Annotated in this window: 21 protein-coding genes; 11 read left to right on the top strand and 10 right to left on the bottom strand. The window is 69.1% G+C overall.

The genetic code is table 11. The features are described from left to right. Positions 1–183 precede the first annotated feature (183 nt). Positions 184–336, bottom strand: a complete 153-nt coding sequence (locus BMW88_RS42375) for a hypothetical protein (protein ID WP_177221523.1) — start codon at positions 334–336, stop codon at positions 184–186. 140 nt (positions 337–476) lie between these two features. Here BMW88_RS42375 and BMW88_RS32210 point away from each other — a divergent pair, with 140 nt between their 5' ends. Both BMW88_RS32210 and BMW88_RS32205 read left to right on the top strand, forming a co-directional pair. Further along, positions 477–1,070 (top strand): TetR/AcrR family transcriptional regulator, encoded by a 594-nt coding sequence (locus BMW88_RS32210; protein WP_089958217.1) that lies wholly within the window; start codon positions 477–479, stop codon positions 1,068–1,070. 31 nt (positions 1,071–1,101) lie between these two features. Next, on the top strand, positions 1,102–2,388 hold the full coding sequence (locus tag BMW88_RS32205; RefSeq protein ID WP_089958213.1) for a cytochrome P450: 1,287 nt from the start codon (positions 1,102–1,104) through the stop codon (positions 2,386–2,388). 157 nt (positions 2,389–2,545) lie between these two features. On the opposite strand, the gene BMW88_RS32200 is transcribed toward BMW88_RS32205, so the two are convergent. Further along, on the bottom strand, positions 2,546–4,015 hold the full coding sequence (locus BMW88_RS32200; RefSeq protein ID WP_089958210.1) for a peptide MFS transporter: 1,470 nt from the start codon (positions 4,013–4,015) through the stop codon (positions 2,546–2,548). A 147-nt stretch (positions 4,016–4,162) separates the two neighbouring features. Between BMW88_RS32200 and BMW88_RS32195 the strand changes: the two genes are divergently transcribed. Further along, positions 4,163–4,726 carry a TIGR03086 family metal-binding protein gene (locus BMW88_RS32195; RefSeq protein WP_089958208.1) on the top strand — a complete coding sequence of 188 codons (564 nt, stop codon included), beginning with the start codon at positions 4,163–4,165 and terminating at the stop codon, positions 4,724–4,726. 289 nt (positions 4,727–5,015) lie between these two features. Here BMW88_RS32195 and BMW88_RS32190 read toward each other — a convergent pair whose 3' ends face one another. Together BMW88_RS32190 and BMW88_RS32185 are read right to left on the bottom strand one after the other, a co-directional pair. Beyond that, on the bottom strand, positions 5,016–5,522 hold the full coding sequence (locus tag BMW88_RS32190; RefSeq protein ID WP_089958205.1) for a GNAT family N-acetyltransferase: 507 nt from the start codon (positions 5,520–5,522) through the stop codon (positions 5,016–5,018). Beyond that, positions 5,519–6,019, bottom strand: coding sequence for a DUF4262 domain-containing protein (locus tag BMW88_RS32185; RefSeq protein WP_245778194.1), 501 nt, complete (start codon positions 6,017–6,019; stop codon positions 5,519–5,521). The genes BMW88_RS32190 and BMW88_RS32185 overlap by 4 nt, the downstream gene beginning before the upstream one ends. A 128-nt stretch (positions 6,020–6,147) precedes the next feature. Between BMW88_RS32185 and BMW88_RS32180 the strand changes: the two genes are divergently transcribed. The 5 genes from BMW88_RS32180 to BMW88_RS32160 all read left to right on the top strand — a co-directional run bounded on the left by BMW88_RS32180 (position 6,148) and on the right by BMW88_RS32160 (position 11,440). Further along, positions 6,148–6,981 carry a helix-turn-helix domain-containing protein gene (locus tag BMW88_RS32180; RefSeq protein WP_089958199.1) on the top strand — a complete coding sequence of 278 codons (834 nt, stop codon included), beginning with the start codon at positions 6,148–6,150 and terminating at the stop codon, positions 6,979–6,981. Next, positions 6,978–7,145: a DUF397 domain-containing protein gene (locus BMW88_RS32175; protein WP_089958196.1), complete on the top strand. Its 168-nt coding sequence runs from the start codon at positions 6,978–6,980 to the stop codon at positions 7,143–7,145. Before BMW88_RS32180 ends, BMW88_RS32175 begins: the two co-directional genes overlap by 4 nt. A gap of 459 nt (positions 7,146–7,604) precedes the next feature. Then, positions 7,605–8,195 (top strand): DUF6879 family protein, encoded by a 591-nt coding sequence (locus BMW88_RS32170; protein WP_089958194.1) that lies wholly within the window; start codon positions 7,605–7,607, stop codon positions 8,193–8,195. Continuing rightward, positions 8,162–8,989 carry a phytanoyl-CoA dioxygenase family protein gene (locus tag BMW88_RS32165; RefSeq protein WP_177221522.1) on the top strand — a complete coding sequence of 276 codons (828 nt, stop codon included), beginning with the start codon at positions 8,162–8,164 and terminating at the stop codon, positions 8,987–8,989. The genes BMW88_RS32170 and BMW88_RS32165 overlap by 34 nt, the downstream gene beginning before the upstream one ends. Positions 8,990–9,058: 69 nt before the next feature. Next, on the top strand, positions 9,059–11,440 hold the full coding sequence (locus BMW88_RS32160; RefSeq protein ID WP_143116376.1) for an ATP-binding protein: 2,382 nt from the start codon (positions 9,059–9,061) through the stop codon (positions 11,438–11,440). A 48-nt stretch (positions 11,441–11,488) separates the two neighbouring features. Here BMW88_RS32160 and BMW88_RS32155 read toward each other — a convergent pair whose 3' ends face one another. Then, on the bottom strand, positions 11,489–12,058 hold the full coding sequence (locus BMW88_RS32155) for a TetR/AcrR family transcriptional regulator (RefSeq protein WP_089958186.1): 570 nt from the start codon (positions 12,056–12,058) through the stop codon (positions 11,489–11,491). Between the two features lie 114 nt (positions 12,059–12,172). On the opposite strand from BMW88_RS32155, the gene BMW88_RS32150 reads away from it, so the two are divergent. Continuing rightward, positions 12,173–13,108: an alpha/beta hydrolase family protein gene (locus BMW88_RS32150; protein ID WP_089958183.1), complete on the top strand. Its 936-nt coding sequence runs from the start codon at positions 12,173–12,175 to the stop codon at positions 13,106–13,108. Between the two features lie 73 nt (positions 13,109–13,181). Here BMW88_RS32150 and BMW88_RS32145 read toward each other — a convergent pair whose 3' ends face one another. The 3 genes from BMW88_RS32145 to BMW88_RS32135 form a co-directional block, all read right to left on the bottom strand. Further along, positions 13,182–13,931 carry a YebC/PmpR family DNA-binding transcriptional regulator gene (locus BMW88_RS32145; protein ID WP_089958181.1) on the bottom strand — a complete coding sequence of 250 codons (750 nt, stop codon included), beginning with the start codon at positions 13,929–13,931 and terminating at the stop codon, positions 13,182–13,184. After that, positions 13,928–14,560 carry a pyridoxal 5'-phosphate synthase glutaminase subunit PdxT gene (pdxT, locus tag BMW88_RS32140; protein WP_218148286.1) on the bottom strand — a complete coding sequence of 211 codons (633 nt, stop codon included), beginning with the start codon at positions 14,558–14,560 and terminating at the stop codon, positions 13,928–13,930. Before pdxT ends, BMW88_RS32145 begins: the two co-directional genes overlap by 4 nt. A 237-nt stretch (positions 14,561–14,797) precedes the next feature. Then, positions 14,798–15,493 carry a TetR/AcrR family transcriptional regulator gene (locus BMW88_RS32135; protein WP_089958175.1) on the bottom strand — a complete coding sequence of 232 codons (696 nt, stop codon included), beginning with the start codon at positions 15,491–15,493 and terminating at the stop codon, positions 14,798–14,800. A gap of 53 nt (positions 15,494–15,546) precedes the next feature. Between BMW88_RS32135 and BMW88_RS32130 the strand changes: the two genes are divergently transcribed. Continuing rightward, positions 15,547–16,485 carry an aldo/keto reductase gene (locus BMW88_RS32130; protein WP_281249478.1) on the top strand — a complete coding sequence of 313 codons (939 nt, stop codon included), beginning with the start codon at positions 15,547–15,549 and terminating at the stop codon, positions 16,483–16,485. A 61-nt stretch (positions 16,486–16,546) separates the two neighbouring features. Here the strand turns inward: BMW88_RS32130 and BMW88_RS32125 are convergent, their stop codons facing one another. Together BMW88_RS32125 and BMW88_RS32120 are read right to left on the bottom strand one after the other, a co-directional pair. Continuing rightward, entirely contained in the window at positions 16,547–17,890 is a 1,344-nt protein-coding gene (locus BMW88_RS32125; protein WP_089958410.1) for an amino acid permease, read from the bottom strand. Positions 17,891–18,029: 139 nt separating this feature from the next. Then, complete coding sequence (locus tag BMW88_RS32120; RefSeq protein ID WP_089958170.1) at positions 18,030–19,217, bottom strand: trans-sulfuration enzyme family protein; 1,188 nt, start codon at positions 19,215–19,217, stop codon at positions 18,030–18,032. Between the two features lie 74 nt (positions 19,218–19,291). On the opposite strand from BMW88_RS32120, the gene BMW88_RS32115 reads away from it, so the two are divergent. Beyond that, positions 19,292–19,732 (top strand): Lrp/AsnC family transcriptional regulator, encoded by a 441-nt coding sequence (locus tag BMW88_RS32115; protein WP_089958167.1) that lies wholly within the window; start codon positions 19,292–19,294, stop codon positions 19,730–19,732.

Genomic DNA, 19,732 nt, shown 5'->3' with positions numbered 1-19,732 from the left:
TCGCCGGCACCGGTTGGTTGCGCAACGGAGTCACGTCTCACACCCCCGTGATCGTCTGACCCGTTCGACGCTACACGCGGGATCCGGCGGTCGCAGCCCTCAAATCCTTGCGGAACAAGTGAAGCAACGGTGCACACAGGTGCGCGCAGGCGTCACGATCCCAGATCGCGCACCCCGGCGGTGTCACCGATCGCGGTGCTCGGCCAGGGCGGCGACGAGGTCCGAGACGGAGCGGCCCAGCAGCAGGTCGACCAGGTGGACGCCGGTCGACTCGCGCCGCCGCCACCCGAGGCGCTCGACGAGCGCCGACAGCTCCACGGTCTGCTGGGTCTCCATGACGACGGAGGATATGGGGGATGTCGCGCGGCTACCCACATTCCCCGCCGGTGATCCACACGAAAGGATCACACGGGTGGACCTGTTCAATCCGTACGTACGGATTGGATTTCCCGCCCTCCCCCTGCCACCATCTACCGGTGCCCAGGGTGAGCCAGGACCACCTCGACGCCCGCCGCCGTCAGATCCTCGACGGCGCGCGTGCCTGCTTCGCGCGTCACGGCTACGAGGGTGCCACCGTACGCCGTCTGGAAGAGGCGACCGGACTGTCCCGTGGTGCGATCTTCCACCACTTCCGCGACAAGGAGTCGTTGTTCCTCGCGCTCGCCGAGGACGACGCCCTCCGCATGGCCGACGTCGTCGCCGCGCAGGGCCTGGTCCAGGTCATGCGCGACCTCCTCGACGAACCGGAGAAGCGGGACGAGGAGCACGCGGCCGACTGGCTCGGCACGCGCCTCGAGGTCTCGCGCCGGCTGCGCACCGACCCCGACTTCCGGGCGCGCTGGGCCGAGCGCAGCGAACAGCTCACGGCGGCCACCCGGCAGCGCCTGATCCGCCAGCGCGAAGCCGGCAACCTGCGCGACGACGTGGACGTGACCGTCCTGACGAGCTTCCTGGAGCTCGTCCTCGAAGGCCTGGTCTCGCACCTCGCGATGGGGCTTCCCGCCGACGACATGGAGCCGGTGCTCGACCTGGTCGAGGAAACCGTGCGCAGGCACCGCCGGACCTCTTGAAGGTTCTTCACGTACACCGCAAGGTGAACGCATGTCCACGCTGAAGACCACCGCCCAGCTCTTCGCGATGCGCACGCTCGTCCGCGGCTACGCGCTCCTCGGTGACCCGTACGCGGGTGTCATGGCCTCACCGCCGGACCGCGACCCGTACGCGATGTACGAGAAGGTGCGCGCCAAGGGCGACATGGTCCGCAGCCGCATGGGCGCGTACGTGACGCCGTCCCGCGCGATCTGCGACTCGGTGCTGCGGGACAGCCGGTTCATCACCGCGACGTTCGACGAGGCGTCGATGGTGCCCATCACGCTGGTCAAGGACGGCCAGAAGATCGTCAACCCGGTGCAGGACTCGTTCCTGATGATGAACCCGCCCGACCACACCCGGCTCCGCAAGCTCGTGCAGCCATTCTTCACGCCGCGCGCGTTGAAGGACCGCACGGAGTCCATCCAGAAGATCGTCACGACCTACCTCGACCGGCTCGACGGCCGGTTCGACGTCGTGCGGGAGTTCGCGTCGCAGGTGCCGATCCAGGTCATCGCGGACCTGCTGGGCGTGCCCGACGACCACAAGGACACCTTCGCGCGGTGGGGGTCGGCGCTCGCGGAGACGCTCGACGGCGTGTGGTCGCACAAGCAGCTCAAGAACCTGCACGCGACGATCATCGAGTACAACGACTTCATCGACGTGCTGATCGACGAGCGCCGCCGCGACCCGCAGGACGACATCGTCAGCCACCTGGTGACGCGGCACGAGGACCTCAGCCGCGAGGACCTCGTCGCCACGACCGGGCTGCTGCTCTTCGCCGGGTTCGAGACGACGGTGAACCTGATCAGCAACGGCGTGCTGAAGGCGTTCGAGAACCCGCACACGGTCGCGCCGCTCGCGCAGAGCCCCGAGTACGCCGAGGGGTTCGTCGAGGAGGTCCTGCGGCTCGACCCGCCCGTCCAGTACACGATCCGCTGGCCGAAGGAGCGCCTGGAGCTCGCGGGGGTGTCGCTGCCCAAGGGGATGCCGGTGATGCTCGTGCTGGCGGCGGCGAACCGCGACCCGCGGGTGTTCGCCGACCCGGCGAAGTTCGACCCGACGCGGTCCAACGCGCGCGAGCACCTCGCGTTCAGCGCGGGCATCCACTACTGCATCGGCGCCGGTCTGAGCCGGATCGAGGGCGCCATCGCGCTGCACGAGCTGTTCAAGCGGTTCCCGGGCCTCGCGCCGGACGGCCCGGTGGCGCGCAGGAGGTCGAAGCTGATCCGCGGCGCGTTGCGACTTCCGGTACGAGCGAACGAAACCAAACGACCACTCGCGGTGAACCCGAGCTGACGTCGGGCGAAATTCGTCGCAGCGAGTGCGCGACTTCACCCGGCTGGAGCAATGTTCGTGCCCCAATGACACTTCTGCGTAGTGCATGCTGGAAGGCGAGAGGGAGACCCGCCGCACCGCCGCCGCGACGGGCCTCCCTCTCGCCTTGTCCGGAGCCCTACTCGACGCCCGCCATCAGCTTGCGGATCGCCGGTGCCGCGACGGCCAGGGCGATGCCGAGCACCACGGCCGCGCCGCCCAGCGTGAGGAAGTACGCCGAGGGGCTCGTCGTGTAGAACTTCACGAGCTGCGCGGCCACACCGGTGCCCGCCGAGGTGGCGAGGAACCACAGGCTCATCGTCTGCGAGGCGAACGCCCTGGGCGCGAGCTTCGTCGTGACCGACAGGCCGACCGGCGAGAGCATCAGCTCACCGGCGGTCATGATCAGGAACATCACCACGAGCCAGAGCGGCGTCACCTTGCCGTCGGCCGCCGAGTTGCTCGCGAAGTACATGAGCACGAACGACAGGCCGACCAGCACCAGGGCGCCCGCGAACTTGCGCGGCGTGGAGGGCGCGCGGTCCTTGAGCTTCACCCACAGCAGCGCGAACACCGGCGCCAGGGCGATGATCATGATCGGGTTGATCGACTGGAACCAGGCGACCGGGAACTCCCAGCCGAACACGTGGTTGTCGACGTGCGAGTCGGCGAACTCGGCGATGACCGACGCGCTCTGCTCGAAGATCAGCCAGAACATCGCGGCCGCGACGAACAGCGGGATGTACGCGATGACGCGCGGCTTCTCCTGCGGCAGCGTCTTCTTGCTGCGCAGCATCACGGTGAAGTACGCGATCGGCAGGACGATCGACATGATGCTGATCATCAGGATGACGCCCTCGACCCCACCGATCAGGTACGAGACGACGCCCAGCCCGGCGATGGCGACCGCGACGCCGCCGATGAGGCCGTAGACGCGGCCCTTCTCGGCCGGGGGCAGCGGGTTCGGCGGCACCGCGGCGGAACCGCGCAGGTGCTTGCGGCCCATCTGGTACTGGACCAGGCCGAGCGCCATGCCGATCGCGGCGACCGCGAAGCCCGCGTGGTAGCCGATGCCGTCCGCGAGCGCGCCGGTGATCAACGGCGAGATGAAGCCACCGATGTTGATGGCCATGTAGAAGATCGTGAAGCCGGCGTCACGACGCGTGTCGTGCTGGTCGTAGAGGCCGCCGACGACGGTCGAGATGTTCGGCTTGAGCAGGCCGGTGCCGATGACGATGAAGATCAGGCCGATGTACACGCCCGTGATGCCGATCGGCAGCGACAGCGCGATGTGGCCGCACATGATCAGCACGCCGCCGTAGAACGTGGAGCGCTGGCCGCCCCAGACGCGGTCGGCGAGCCAGCCTCCCGCCACGCCGGACATGTAGACCGCGGTGCCGTAGATGGCGACGACGGACAGCGCGAGCGCCTTGTCGACGCCGAGGCCGCCCTCGGACACGGCTGTCCACAGGTACAGGCCGAGGATGGCCTTCATCCCGTAGAACGAGAACCGTTCCCAGAGCTCGGTGAAGAACAGCGTGGACAGGCCCCGGGGATGCCCGAAGAATCCCTTGTCCTGTGCGGAGATGCTGGCGCTAGGGGCGCTCACGTCATCGTCCTCTCGTGTCAACGATGTCACGGCGGATCGGTGCACATTACGCCGAACGTCCGTACGGTTAGCAATTCAGGTTGCGTCCGAGTGGTCGAACTCTCACGCCGGGATGCGCACCTGGGCGGGATTTGATGCACTGCTGAGATGGAGTTGATCCAGGCGCACGGTGTGGCGATGACGGAGTTCGACCGGCGGGTGCGGGAGATCGCACCCGACCAGTGGTCGCTCGGCACCCCCTGCCGGGAGTGGTCGGTGAGAGACCTCGTCGGTCATCTGGTCCACGAGCAGCTCTGGGCTCCCGAGCTGCTGGCCGGCTGCACGCCCGACCAGGTCGGCGACCGGTTCGACCACGACAACCTGGGTGACGACCCGCTCGTGTCCTGGGTGGTGGCGGCCGCGGCGGCGCGCGAGGCGTGGCTGGAGCCGTCCGCGCTGTCGAAGACCGTGAGCGTGTCGTCCGGGACGATCCCCGCGGAGGAGTACTGCTGGCAGATGACCGCGGACCTCGCGGTGCACGCGTGGGACCTGGCGCGCTCGATCGGCGCGGACGAGCGGATCGACCCGGACCTGGCGTCGGCGGTGCTGGGGTACGTCGAACGCAACATCGAGGACTGGAGCGGCTCCTCGATGTTCGACTCACCTGTACCGGTTGCCTCCGACGCCGACGACCAAACGAGGCTGATCGGACTACTGGGCCGCAAACCCTAGGCCCGGGAAGCCTGAAGCGCCCCGCCGCGCATCCCCCTGACCCCTGCGCGGCGGGGCGCTCCTCCCCCTCGCCACTGGATCCCCCCGGACCGGTGGCCACACGGCAGTTCTACCGGTTCACCGTTGTCCGGTGTCGGGCCGCGCCGACCGGACAACGTTCTCCGTACAACGGTCGGGCCCGCAACAGCGTCCGCCCCGGCGCCGGATGCGCCGGGGCGGACGGGTGCCGGACGGATCAGCCGAGTTGTGATCGACGTCCGCACCGGTGGTCGGTCGTGGGTGGACCGCTTCAGGACCCTGCCAGCCCCGCGTGTCCGGCCCCTGAACGTGAGATGACCTTCTGCTCCAGGGTGACGCACCTGATACCGACCGCGTCGAGGTGCTCGCGGGCCCGGACGAACCCGGCGCTCTCGTAGAACCTCAGGTTCTCGTCGCTCTCGGCCCCGGTGAGCAGCCAGACGACGCTCACCGTCGTGGGCGCGTGCTCCGCCACCGCCCGCAGCAATCTCCGGCCGACGCCGCCGCCCTGCACGTCCGGCGCGACGGCCAGCCGGGCGATCTCCATCCGCTCGCCGTCGATCCGGCTGCGCACCGACCCCACCAGCCGCGGCCCGTCGAACGCGCCGAACGCGGGCGTGCCGTCACCCAGGTGGTCGCGGATCTCGTCGAGCGTCTCCACGAGCGGCGGGAGGTCCCACGCCCCGTACCGGCGCGCCTCCGGCAGGTACGCGGCGCGCTGGACCGTCAGGACCTCGCCGGCGTGACCGGCCCCGATCGGTCCGATGTGGACGTTCACGGCCCGGTGACCCCCGGCGTCCAGCTCTCCGGCAGGCCGCTCTCGGTGAGGATCAGCTGGTGGTCGTGGAACCCTTCCGGCGCGTCCGGCTGCCACGGCCAGTGCCCCTGCGGCGTGGGCACGATGATCTGCACCGCCGCGAAGTCCGATCCGTCGTAGAGCAGGTACGCGCTGCCGAAGAACTCCGGGTAGAACCCCTTGTAGACCCGCTCGAACGTGATCGGCACGCCCTCGAAGAAGTCGTGGTAGAGCTGCCCCGGCACGAACCGCTCACCTTTGCTGGCCCGCTGCACGTAGGCGTTGACCAGGTTCTCGCCCATGCCCTGCGGCAGCCCGATGACCACCGCCTCGGCCACCCCGAACCGCCGCCACGCGCCCACGGAGAACACGTACCCCGGGCCCTCGGCGTCCGGGTTCACGACGACGTTGGTGTGACCGTGCCGGTCGGCCGCGGAAAGCAGGCGAGCCCGCAGCTCGATGTCTTCGTCGGAAAGCACGCGTTCCAGCCTACGGCACCGTTTTTGTGCCTTAGGCCTGCTTGGAGCTGTTCCAAGGGCTCCCACCTTCAGGCACATTCGGTGCGAAACGATGGAGGCGGGGGCTCTCCTGCTCCTAGCGTTCGCGCATGCCCAAGAGATCGTCCAGCGTGGTGGGCCGCGAGTTCGGCAACGGCGTCCGGAAGGTGGTCGAGCGGACCGGCCTGACCCAGCGCAGGCTCGCCGAGCTGCTCGGCTGGCAGGAGGCCAAGGTCTGCGACATGCTCGCCGGCAAGGGCGGGGTGGACGAGGCCGAGGTCCGCGAGCTCCTGGCCTATTGCCGCACACCGCTCAAGGAACGCGAAGAGCTGCTGGCGCTGTACCGCGAGTCGGGGAACGTCTACCTGAGGGTGCCGGACGACGGCGTGCCGGACCAGGTCCGCACGCTGATCAACCAGGAGAAGGACGCCGACGAGATCACCTGCTGGTCGATGGTCCTCGTGCCCGGCCTGCTCCAGATACCGGAGTACGTCAACGAGGTCACCAAAGCAGCTCCCATCGACGCCGATGACATGCCGGCCGTGGTCGCCGCACGGGTTGCCCGCGCGAACATCCTCGAACACAGCCGGACCTTCACCTTCTACGTGCACGAACAAGCACTACGGCTTCCGGTCGGCGGTGAGGAGGTGTGGCGGGAGCAGCTTGCCCATCTGCTGCGGATGTCGGTGCGCAAGTACATCAGCGTCCGGATCATCCCCACGGCGATCGGCATGCACGCGGGCACATCGGGCGACTTCCGGCTGATGAAGTTCCCGAAGTACCCACCGGTCGTCTACATCGAGAGCCTCAAGTGCTGTCTGTTCTTCGACGACGAGGAGACCGTGGACACCTACGAAGCCATCCTGAAGGACCTCGCTGCCGTCGCTCTCGATGAGGAACAATCGAGGGCGGTGATCAACAGCATCTTGGAGGACCTCCAATGACCGAGTGGCACAAGAGCAGCTACAGCGGCACCGGCGACAACTGCGTTGAGGTCGCCACCGGCGTCGGCATCCGGGACAGCAAGGCACCGGCCACCCACCTGCCCGTGAGCGCGGAGGCGTGGTCGGCCTTCAAGAAGCAGGCGACCGGCCGGCTTCGGTCATGACCTGAAGAATTCGCATTCACTTGGGTCGAAGGAGGCATCGCATGTCTCCTTCACCCTTTTGGGCTGCTTTTTCGACGCGAACGGATGAACATCGCGAGCGGCTCGCTCTCGATTGGACATCGAGCAACATCAATAGCTGACCACTTTGTCTCGAGCGTGCGACAAGAGGCTGGCCTCGGTTGTCGTGGTCCCAAACGATCGATAGGATTCAAACCCTGCCTCGCACTGCCACGACATCGGGGAGCACCGTGAAACTCAGGCTGATCGGCGGATCCGGCTGCGGGAACGGCCCTTGTCCCGCGGTCTACGAGACCGAGAACGACACCATCGTCATCCAGGGGTTCAGCGTGGACACCGACCGAGCCGGCCTGGAAGTACCTCCAGGGGAAAGCGCGGTGGAAATACCTCGGTACATCCTCGAACGCGCATTCAACCGATGACGAGACGAGGGCTGGAGCCATGATTCTGAACATGGACCAGTTCGGCAGGCTCTTCGTCGATTTCACGAGGTCCGCCACCCGGATCGAGACGCTGCCGGTCTACACCGTCGAGGAAGAACGCGAGCAGCTCGAACTCTACCTCGCGGGCGAGCCACTGCCCGCGAACCGCAACGCGGAGTGGGCGGCCAACATCAGGAAATGTGTGGCCGACGGCAAGTACATGGGCCGGGTTCACATCATCGACCACGTGCTGACCCCGTACCTGCGGTTCGAGATCGACTGGTATTACACCGTGAACAGCTCCGCAGGTGAGGACATCCGCTTCATCTACCGGGAAGACGTGCCGGATGTCATCTACACGGACACCTGGCTGTTCGACGACACCGTGGTCGTCGACCTCAGCTACACCGAAGAAGGCGAGCTGCTCTACATCAACCGGAACGACCACCCCGAGCGCGTCGAGCAGGCGAGAAGGGCGTGGCGTGAGTTCTACGCCAGGTCGTTCCCGCTGGCCCGGCTCCTCGCCGGCATCAGAGGCGGTGAGCTCGCCATACCTGCCGAAAGCGAGAAACGATCTTGGACGACGGATCGGTTCGCACGGAATTCCTGATCAACGACCAATCGGCCGGCTACCCCCTCCGCGTCATCACCGCACAGGTCGGCGCCGCCGAGATCGACCACCTGGTGCGGGCCGGTCATCTCGTGCTCCGCGGGCTGCTCCCAGCGGCCTCGGTGGCCCGGCTTCGCGAGCGCGTGCGCGATCTGGCCCGAGCGGAGGAGGGGAGGCCGGGCGCCGAATGGGTTGCTCACGAGAGCATCTACCTGCGCGGACTGCTCGACAAGAGCGAGGAGTTCCACCAGTTGCTCCGTCTGGAGCCGGTTCTGTCGATCGCGCGAACGCTCCTCGGGCCGCAAGTCTGGATCGACCTCGAAGCTCGCATGCACTACCCCGGCACGGCGGGCATCGCCGTGCCGTGGCACAACCACCTTCCGGTCATCCCCGATCCTCTGCCCGTCTTCTTCTGCTATCCCCACCAACTGCACTGCCTCATCTACCTGGACAGGGTGTCCACCGACGAGGGTGCGCTGCTGGTGCTGCCGGGCTCGCACACGCGAACGGACCTGCGCATCCCGCTGGGCGACCGCAGCGACCACGCCGGTCAGGTCGAGCTCTTCTTCGAACCGGGAGACGCGGTCATCGTCCACGGAGGCCTCTGGCACCGGACGGCACCGTCCACCGCCGATGCGGAACACCGGACGCTGTTGTTGCTGGGACACGTCCCGTCGTGGATCAGGAACGACACCGGCGGACGCGGTGTGCCCGCCGGCGAGCCGCTCACGGCCGCGCTCGCACGAACCGGCGACGCCGAGCTCAGAGAACTGCTCGGCGAGTTCCACTGGTGAGCACGGTGCCGAACCGCGAAGGCCAGCGGCATGATCAACACATCCACCTCTGCCTCCGGGGTGGTTGACGTGCCGGACCGTCCAGCAGAGGAGGACCTCGAGTCCCCCGGCACCCACTCGCAGGTGCACAGCAACTCCGGTGAGATCGTGCAGGCACGGGACGTCGCCGGCGGGATCCACTTCCACTACGGGACCGGCGGCCGTGGCAACCGCCCCCTGCAGCTTCCACGGGGTGTCCGCGGGTTCGTCAACCGGATCTCCGAGCTCGCCGCTCTCGACGAGCTCCTCGTCGACGACGAGAACCTCGTGGTGTACGTGATCTCCGGAACCGCGGGCGTGGGCAAGACGTCACTGGCCCTGCACTGGGCCCACCGGGCGCGGGACCAGTTTCCCGACGGTCAGCTCTACATCGACCTCCGCGGCTACGACCCAGGCCTGCCCGTCTCACCGGACCAGGCCCTGGAACGCTTCCTGCTCGCGCTCGGCGTGCCGGCGGCCGCGGTGCCCACCGAAACCGAGGCCAAGTCGAGCCTCTACCGGTCCGCGCTGGCCGACCGACGGATGCTGATCATCCTCGACAACGCGGCGAACACCGCACAGGTCCGCCCGCTGATCCCCGGTTCCGGGCAGAGCCTCGCCATCGTCACCAGCCGCAGCCACCTGCACGGCCTGGCGATCCGGCACGGAGCGGTCCGCAGGACTCTCGGCACCCTCTCCGAGGCCGAGGCGGTCGCGCTGCTGCTGACGACGACTCGGGAGTACCGCAGCGGCGACAACCCCGCCGATGTCGCCGAGCTGGCCCGTCTGTGCGCGTACCTGCCACTGGCACTCCGGCTCGCGGCGGAACGCGCCGCGACTCATCCGGCCATGCCGCTGAGCAAGCTCATCGCGGACCTCCGCGACGAGTCGGAACTGTGGAACACGCTCTCCACGGGCGACATCGACGAGGCCGACGCCGTGCACACGGTGCTCGCCTGGTCCTACCGAGCGCTGCCAGAGGAGACCGCGTCGGTCTTCTGCCTGCTCGGCCTGCATCCGGGCGCCGATTTCAGCGAGGCGGCCGCCGAGGCGCTGGCGGGCGGGAACCGGCGCCAGGTGCGCACCGCTCTGGATCAGCTCGCGGGCGCCTGCCTGCTGGAGAGGACGGGGTACGCGCGGTACCGCTTCCACGACCTCCTCCGGGCGTACTCCGTGGATTGCGCGCAGTCCAGGATCTCCCAGGACGAGCAGCTCGCCGCTGTCGAACGTGTCTGCGACTGGTACCTGCGCACGGCGTACCACTGCGCGCTCACCCTCGCACACGACACGACGTTGCTCTTCGAGCTGCCGGACACCGGGAGCGGGTCCTCCCGGTTCTCCAGCCATGACGAGGCAGCTCGGTGGTACACCGAGGAGAAGCTGAACCTGGAGGCCGCCGTCCGAGCAGCCGCCGGCACGGGCCAACCGCGCACGGCTTGGCGGCTGGCCGCCGTGCTGGAGCGGATCTACGCCACCTACAACCACTTCAGCGACTGGCGATCGACCTCGCGGATCGGCCTGGACTGCGCGCGGGAGCTGGGTCTGCGCGCGGAGGAGGCCGCGATGCACGACAGTCTCGGAAGGCTGTGCCGCATGACGATGCGGCTCGACGAGGCCGTCGCACACCACGCCGCCGCGGTGGCGACCTACCGCGAACTCGGCGATCTGGCCAACGTCGTGAAGGGCCTGAACGGACTCGGCTGGGTGCAGCTGTTCCGGCATCGCCTGCGCGAAGCCCGCGTCACCTTCTCGGAGGCGTTGGCGGTGGCGGGCGAACTGGATGACCGCGAGTGGCTCGCCACAGTGCTGTACAGCCTCGGGTACACCTGCGCACAGCTCGGGGTCCTGGACGAGGCGGATGCACACCTGACGAGGTCTCTGGACGTCTTCCGCGACCTCGGTAGCCGCCTGTACGAGTCCATGGTGCTCACCGCGATCAGCTACGTGGCGCGCGAGCGCGGCGATGCGGGCATGTCGCTGACCGTCGCGGTCGAGGCCGTCTCCATCAGCCGCGAGATGTCGAACCGCTTGTGGGAGGCGACAGCTCTGCTGTACCTCGGCAAGGCCCAGCGAGCCGCCGGGCAGCCTGGTTCAGCGCTGGTCTCCTACCAGGCCGCCGCGGTCATCTGCCGGCAGAACGGTGACCGCAGCCGGGAGGCGATGGCCGTCGAAGGCGCCGGACTGGCTTACGGCGATCTCGGACGAGACGAGGACGCTGTCGACTTCCACCGCCGGGCCGCCGCCACGCACCGGCAGTTGGGTGACCGCTGGAAGCTGGCCAAGAACCTCGTGAACCTGGCCCGTGAGCTGTCCGGGCCCCAGGCGGAGCACGAGGCCCGGCGCTGTGCCCGAGAGGCGTTCGAGATCCTCTCCGAGTTCGACGACGCGAAGTCGGTCGCGCTGCGCACCTGGCTCAGGGAAAATCGGGCCTGAACCCCGCCCAGGAGCGTGGACGCCTGGCCGGCCTTGCTGAAGACGGTCTCAACCGCGGATTCCGTCGAGCAGTAGCCGGATCGTCAGCTTCGCGTCGTAGTCGGGGTCGACCCGTTCGGCCCCCGCGCAGATGTCGCCGATCGCGCGGAGCAGTTGGTACGCGGGCACGTCCACGATCTCGCCCGCCGCGCGGGCCGCGGCGAGGATGTCGGTGAGCACGGGCAGGAGCCGTTCCAGGAACAGCCCGTGCAGGGTGGCGAAGCCGTCGGGGTCGTTGCGGGTGGCGGCGGCGAGACCGTGCTTGGTCACCAGGAAGTCCACGAAGAGGTCCACCCACTGCCGCAGCGCCGCGAACGGCGACTCCGCCGACGCGAGCAGCGCGGGCCCGGCTTCGGCGCAGGCGTCGACCTGGTGCCGGTAGACGGCCACCACGAGATCGGCACGCGTCGGGAAGTGCCGGTAGATCGTGCCCATGCCCACGCCCGCCTCGGCGGCGATCCGGCGCACCGGCGCGTCCACGCCGTCGCTGACGAACACCGCCGCCGCCGCGTCGAGCAGCGCCTTCTCGTTGCGCCGCGCGTCCGCGCGCTTCGCGGTCGTCGACTCCCCTGCGCCCACGCGGCACTCCTCTCCACCACGACACTTGCCAAACGGAACACTGCTCCGTATATTCGGAACCGCGCTCCGGTTAGGAGCCTATCAGCACCCCGCACCGTTCAGAAGGATCCTGCCATGCCCTTGACCAGCACCGCGCTGCCCGCCTTCACCACGTCGATCATCAGCGTCAAGCCGGTCGTGCTGCCCGCGCCGGACCGCGGCGCCGACCTCCAGGTGCGCGTCTCGGCACCGGCCTCCGGCAGCGGTCTGCCCGTGGTCGTCTTCGCGCACGGCTTCAGCCAGTCGATGTCCTCCTATGACCCGTTGGTGGACTTCTGGGCGGACAACGGCTTCGTCGTCATCCAGCCGACGTTCCTCGACTCGGTGACCCTCGGCCTCACGCCCGCCGACCCGCGGTACCCGGAGATCTCGCGGTTCCGCGTCGAGGACGTCCGGCGCGTGCTCGACGACCTCGACGTCGTCCTGGGCGCGGTCCCGGGCCTCGCGGACCGCGTCGACCGCGACCGCCTCGCCCTCGCCGGGCACTCGTGGGGCGCGCAGACCGTCGGCGTGTTCCTCGGCGCACGCGTCCTCGGCGCCGACGGGCAGCCCGGTCCCGACCTGACCGACGCCCGCGTCAAGGCCGGGGTGCTGTTCGCGGCGACCGGGTTCGGCGGCGACGACCTGACGCCGTTCGCGCGGGAGAACTTCGGCTCGTTCATGTCCCCCGACTTCGAGCGGATGGACACGCCGTTCCTCGCCGTCGCGGGTGACAACGACCAGTCGATGCTCAGCACCCGCGGCCCGGACTGGTTCACCGACGTCTACCACCACGGCCCCGGTGCGCGCGGTCTGCTCACCCTGTTCGGCGGCGAGCACTCGCTCGGCGGGATCCACGGCTACAACGCCACTGACACGACCGACGAGAGCCCCGAGCGGGTCGCGGTGATCCGCCGCGCGTCCTGGGCGTTCCTGCGCGACGCGCTCAGCGTCGACGACCTCTCGTGGAAGCAGGTCCAGGCCGAGCTGGCGGAGACCGCCGAACCGATCGGGCGCATCGACACGAAGTGAGCCCGCACAGCACAACGCCGGCCGCGCGAGCGCGCGACCGGCGTTGTGCTGTGTGCGTTCCCGTTGGGCGAGGTCAGCCGACCTCGGCCATGACCTCGTCCGACACGTCGAAGTTCGCGAAGACGTTCTGCACGTCGTCGCAGTCCTCCAGCGCGTCGATGAGCTTGAAGATCTTCTTCGCACCCTCGGCCTCGAGCTGCACCGTCACCGACGGCATGAAGCTCGACTCGGCCGACTCGTAGTCGTAGCCGGCGTCCTGCAACGCCTTGCGGACCGCGATCAGGTCACCGGCCTCGGACACGACCTCGAACGACTCCCCGAGGTCGTTGACCTCCTCGGCGCCCGCGTCGAGCACCGCCATCAACACGTCGTCCTCGGTCAGCTCGCCCTTGGGCACGATCACCACGCCCTTGCGGCTGAACATGTACGACACCGAGCCGGGGTCGGCCATCGAGCCGCCGTTGCGGGTCATCGCCGTGCGGACCTCGGTGGCGGCGCGGTTGCGGTTGTCCGTGAGGCACTCGATGAGCACCGCGACACCGTTGGGCCCGTAGCCCTCGTACATGATGGTCTGCCAGTCGGCGCCGCCCGCCTCCTCGCCACCACCGCGCTTGCGGGCGCGCTCGATGTTGTCCAGCGGCACCGAGTTCTTGCGGGCCTTCTGGATCGCGTCGTACAGCGTCGGGTTGCCGTCGGGATCCCCACCACCGGTGCGGGCGGCCACCTCGATGTTCTTGATCAGCCGCGCGAACAGCTTGCCGCGCTTGGCGTCAATGGCGGCCTTCTTGTGCTTGGTGGTCGCCCACTTGGAGTGGCCGCTCATTTCTCCTCCGAACCAGTCAAACCACGAACCATGTCCACGAACAGGCGGTGGACGCGCTCATCCCCCGTGAGCTCCGGATGAAACGCCGTGGCCAGCACCCTGCCCTGCCTGACCGCGACGATCCTACCGGCGGCATCGCCCGCCTCAGCCGTAACGGGCACCGTAGCGAGCACCTCGACGTCCTCGCCCACCGCCTCCACCCACGGCGCACGGATGAACACGGCGTGCACGCTCTCACCGGCCAGGTCGAGCTCCGTCTCGAACGAGTCGACCTGCCGCCCGAACGCGTTGCGCCGGACCGTGACGTCCAAACCGCCGAGCTGGTGCTGGTCCTCGCGCCCGTCCAGCACGTTGTCGGCCAACAGGATCATGCCCGCGCACGACCCGTAGGCCGGGAAGCCGTCCTTGATCTTGGCCCGCAAGGGCTCCAGCAACCCGAAGTTGTCGAGCAGCTTGCTCATCGTCGTCGACTCGCCGCCGGGGATGACGATCCCGTCCAGCTCGTCCAGCTCCTCGGCCCGGCGGACGGGCCGGGCGGTGACGTCGCACTTAGCGAGCGAGACGAGATGTTCCTGGACATCACCCTGCAGGGCGAGCACACCGATGACGGGAGGGGCAGCGACGACCATGCTCACCAGCATATTCGAGCGCGGCCGGGCTTCCTGTCGGCGGTTGGGGTCCGGTGGAGCGGGGGGCGGCGGGTCGGGGCGAGCCGGGCGGGCCGAGGGTCGGGTCGAGGGGCGGGCCGTACGGGGACCGGGCCGGGTCCGGGGGGCAGGCTGGCGGCCACGCTGGCAGAGCCGCCGCGCTGGCGGTCAGCGGACACGCCAACCGCGCCACCCCGACGACCAGCGGCCAGCCTCCGATCAGCGCGCAAGCCGCCCCAACCAGTCACGCAGCAGAGCCGTTTCCACCGGCCGCAGCGGAAGCCTGTCCCCCACGGCGATGGCGGTGTCCAAGGCGAGCGCGAGCGGGGCGAGACCGGGCCCGGCAGCCGGAACCGGGTCCGTGACCAGGGAGTCGATCACGATGTCGCGCATCCTGGCCGAAATCCCCGGATCGCGGTCCTCGGCCGGGGCGCCGATCAACGAGAGCGTGACACCGGTGACGGCGGCCATGCACAGCTCGGCGGCGATGGCGGGCGGGATCCGCAGCCGTCCGGCCGCGGCGACCCGGTCGAGGAACCTCAGCAGGAGGGCGTGGGCCTGCCCGGCGGCGGGCGCGCGGCGGCCGGGGACGTCGGTGCCGAACATCAGCAGGTAGAAGGCCGGGTGGGCCAGGCCGAAGCCGACGTGGACGTCCCAGCCGCCGCGCATGTCGGCGACCGGGTCGTCGGTGTGCGTCACGGTCTGCTTCTCGGCCAGGTACAGGTCGAAGGCGTGGATCGCCAGGGCGGCGAGCAGGCCGTCCTTGTCGCCGAAGAACTGGTACAGGGAGGCGGCCCGGACGCCGGCCGCCGCGGCTACCGAGCGGGTGGACACCGCCTGGGCGCCTTCTCGTTCCAGGATGCCGGCGGCCACCTCGAGGATCTGCTGCCGGGTGCGGGCCTTCGCGTCGTCCATGGGTTGCAATGCTACGGCACTGAGCGTATCACTGTTACAAACAGTGCTACGCAATTCCGCGTGGCACTGATACGCGCAGGGAGAGTGCAGTGAACCGAGTGGGGTACGGCGCCATGCAGCTCGCGGGGCCCAACGTGTGGGGTCTGCCGGACGACCCCGAGTCGGCGCGGCAGGTGCTGCGGCTGGCCGTCGAGCTGGGGGTCACGTTCTTCGACACCGCGAACGCCTACGGGCCGCGGACGGTCAACCAGCTCATCGGCGAAGCGCTGCGGCCGTTCCCGGACGGAGTGGTCGTCGGCAACAAGGTCGGCGCGGGACGCGGCGAGGACGGCTCGTGGATCATCGCCGACCACCCGGACACCGTCCGGGCGCAGGTGCACGAGGCGCTCTCCGACCTCGGCGCGGAGGTCAGCGAGCTGACCTACCTGCGGCTCGACGGGGACGGCCTGTCGCAGAAGAGCGAGGTGCCGCTGGAGGACTCGCTCGGCGTGCTCGTCGAGCTGCGGGACCAGGGGCTCATCCGGCGCATCGGGTTGTCCGGCGCGTCACCGGAGGCGCTCGCCCGTGCGCAGGAGATGACGCCGATCGCCGCCGTGCAGAACCGCTTCAACCTGCTCGACCGCAGCGGCGTGCAGGTTCTCGCCGACTGCGAGGCGCAGGGCATCATGTTCGTCCCGTACTTCCCGCTGGCTTCCGGGCAGCTCGCCAGCTACGAGGAGCTGACGGGTCCCGCGCGGCGCCTCGGCGTGACGCCAGCCCAGGTCGCGCTGGCCTGGCTGCTGCGCCGGTCGCCCGCCGTGGTCGTCATCCCCGGCACGAGGAACCCGGGCCACCTGCGCGCCAACGTCGCCTCGGCCGAGATCGCGGCCGAGCTGACCGACGACGAGGTGAGCCGCCTGACCGGTCTCGCGGACGAGTCGGAGGCCGTGCTGGACCAGCCGCACCGGTCCACCGTCGACGCCCTCACGACCCTGGCGGCGAGCCACCGCTGAACCGGCGTCCCGTCCGGCCGCCGACGCGCGGTCGACGGCCGGGCGGGACACCGGCGGCGGGTCAGTCGACGGTGGTCAGCCGCTCCTGCGCGGGCGCGACCGGCTGCCTCGACGACACGAAGCGCCACCCGAGGAACAGCACGAGGGCGAGCACCGGGATCGACCAGAACGCGATCTTCTCCGCGGTCCCGGCGAAGGCCATCTGCACGATCACCAGCGCGAGGAAGGCAAGCGTGCCGTAGGACGTGTACGGCGCGCCGGGCATCCGGTAGGACGGCCGCGCGATCTCCCCGGCCAGCGCCTTCTTCCGCAACCGGAGCTGGCAGACGATCAACGTCGCCCAGGTCGACACGACCCCCAGGGAGGCGACGGCGATGGCGATGTCGAAAGCGTCCTTGGGAACGGTGTAGTTCAGCACCACGCCGAAGAGGTAAGCCGCGCCGGTGAACAGAATTCCGCCATAAGGAACGTGCCGGGAGTTCATCCGGCCCGTGAACGCCGGCGCCTCGCCCTTCTGCGCCAGCGACCGCAGAATGCGGCCCGTCGAGTAGAGGCCCGAGTTGCACGACGACAATGCGGCCGTCAGGACCACCGCGTTCATGATGTCACCGACAGCAGGAATGCCCAATGCCGAGAACACGGTGACGAACGGCGACTCCGTGCCCGTGAAGTGGTGCCACGGCAGAAGCATGGTCAGCAGCAGCACGGAACCGACGTAGAAGATGGCGATCCGGTACACCACGCCGTTGATGGCGCGCGGCATGATCTTCTCGGGGTCCTTGGTCTCCCCGGCCGCGATGCCGACGAGCTCGATGGCCGAGTAGGCGAACACCACTGCCTGCAACGTCATCAGGGCGACGCCGAAGCCGGCCGGGAACAGGCCGCCGTGGCCGAGCGTGTTGGACACCGACGCCGTCGTGCCGCCGATGTCCGCGGAGCCGATGACGAGCCCGATGCCGGTCACCAGGAACACGACGATGGCCGTGACCTTGATGACGCTGAACCAGAACTCCAGCTCGCCGAACAGCTTGACGGACAACATGTTGATGCCGACCAGCACGAACAGCGCCACCAGCGCGGTGATCCACTGCGGCAGCTCGGGGAACCACTTGTGCATGTAGATCGCCACGGCGGTGATCTCGGCGATGCCCGTCATCGCCCAGTTCACCCAGTACATCCAGCCGGACGTGAAACCCGCCCACGGACCGATGAACTCGCGGGCGTACTCGACGAAGCTGCCGGCGACCGGGCGGTGGAGCACCAGCTCACCCAACGCGCGCATGACGAAGAACGCTGCGAGGCCGCACACCGCGTAAGAGAGGATCAGCGACGGCCCCGCTGTGGCGAGACGTCCGCCCGCGCCCAGGAAGAGGCCGACGCCGATAGCACCACCGATGGCGATCATCTGCACCTGGCGCTTGCTCAGCGCCTTGGTGTAGCCGTCCGCATCAGTTTCCACAGAACTCACGAAGAGGTTCCTTCCGAAACGGAAAAATGCTCGCGTCGGAACCTCCCGCGCCCCGACGCGCTGATGCGAACGGACCTTAGTGAGACGCGGTCATCACCAAGTAATCACCTGGGGAAGGCTTAACGTAAGCGACGTCACAGAGAGCGGCGTTCAGGTCCTCCCAAATGTCCTCGACGTGCTCCAGTCCCACGGAAATGCGCAGGAGGTTATCCGGAACGCCCGAAGCGCGGAGTTCTTCGCCGGGTACCAGGCGGTGGGTGAGCGCCGACGGGTGCTCGATCAGGGTGTCGACGGACCCCAGCGACACCGCCGGGGTGACCAGCCGGAGCCGCCGCACGACCGAGGCCGGGTCGCCGTGCACGCCGAACGCGATCATCGCGCCCGTCCCCCGCAACTGCGCCGAGGCGGTGGGGTAGCGCACGAACTCCACCGCGTCGTGCGCGGCCAGCCGCGCCGCCAGCACGGCGGCCGACCGGGAGGCCGCCTCCACCCGCACCGGCAGGGTGGCGAGCCCGCGGTGCAGCAGGTAGCCGCCCAGCGGGTGCAGCACGGCACCGGTGATGATCCTGACCTGGCGCAACGCCGCGGCCAGCGGCTCGGAGCAGGCCACGACTCCGCCGAGCACGTCGCCGTGCCCGCCGAGGTACTTCGTGCCGGAGTGCAGCACGTACGACGCCCCGTGCAGCGCCGGGTTCTGCAGCACCGGCGTCGCGAAGGTGTTGTCGACCACCACCGGCACGGGACCCGCCTGCCGCACCACGTGCGCGATGTCGACCAGGTCGAGGTTGGGGTTGGCCGGCGTCTCGACCACCACCAGCCCGGTGTCCGGCCGGATCGCGGCGGACACCAGACCGGCCTCGGCGTAGGTCACCGAGACGCCCAGCAGACCGGACGACAGCAGGTGGTCCGTGCCGCCGTAGAGCGGCCGCACGGCCACGACGTGCGGTTTTCCGGCCATCACGCACGCCGCCTGGACCACGGCGGTCACCGCCGCCATGCCGCTGCCGAACGCCACCGCGGCCTCGGTGTGCTCCAGCGCCGCCAGCGCCTGCTCGAAGCGCGCCACGGTCGGGTTGTGCAACCGGGCGTACACGGGCGAGGTGGCCCGCGCGGCACCGGTCGCCCACTCCCCCAGGGCCTCCCCGCCGAGCGCCTGGTCGGGCACCGGGTAGGTGGTGGACAGGTCGATGGGCGGTGCGTGCACGCCCAGCTCGGCGAGGTCGTCGCGGCCGCCGTGCACGGCGATGGTCTCGATGCGCGTCATGGTCCGAATGGTGGAGACTTCCTCGGCACCACGGGTGGACAACCGCAGCCGATTCGGTGGAACGAGGAGAAGCCGTGCTGGATTCGATCGACGAGGCCATCGTGCGGGAGCTGCGGAAGGACGCGCGGCTGCCGAACAAGGACCTGGCCGGACGTGTCAACGTCGCGCAGTCCACGGCGGTGGTCCGGCACCGCGCGCTGCGGGAGCGGGGCGTGATCACCGGCTACCACGCCGAGGTGGACCTGGCCGCGATCGGCCGGCCGGTGCAGGCGATGCTCGCGCTGAAGATCCGCCCGCACACCAAGGAGATCGTCGACCCCTTCACCGCCTACGTGCTGAGCCTGCCGGAGACGCTCGCGCTCTCCCACGTGACCGGCCCGGAGGACTACCTCGTGCACGTCGCGGTGGCGGACGTCGCCCACCTCCAGCGGCTCGTGCTCGACAAGTTCACGAGCCGGCGGGAGGTGACGGAGGTCCACACGAACCTGCTCTTCTCCCACGTCCGCAAGTACTAG

The organism is Lentzea xinjiangensis, assembly GCF_900110955.1.
GTDB classification, from domain to species: Bacteria; Actinomycetota; Actinomycetes; order Mycobacteriales; family Pseudonocardiaceae; genus Lentzea; species Lentzea xinjiangensis.
This window is presented reverse-complemented; position numbering and strand designations above follow the sequence as displayed.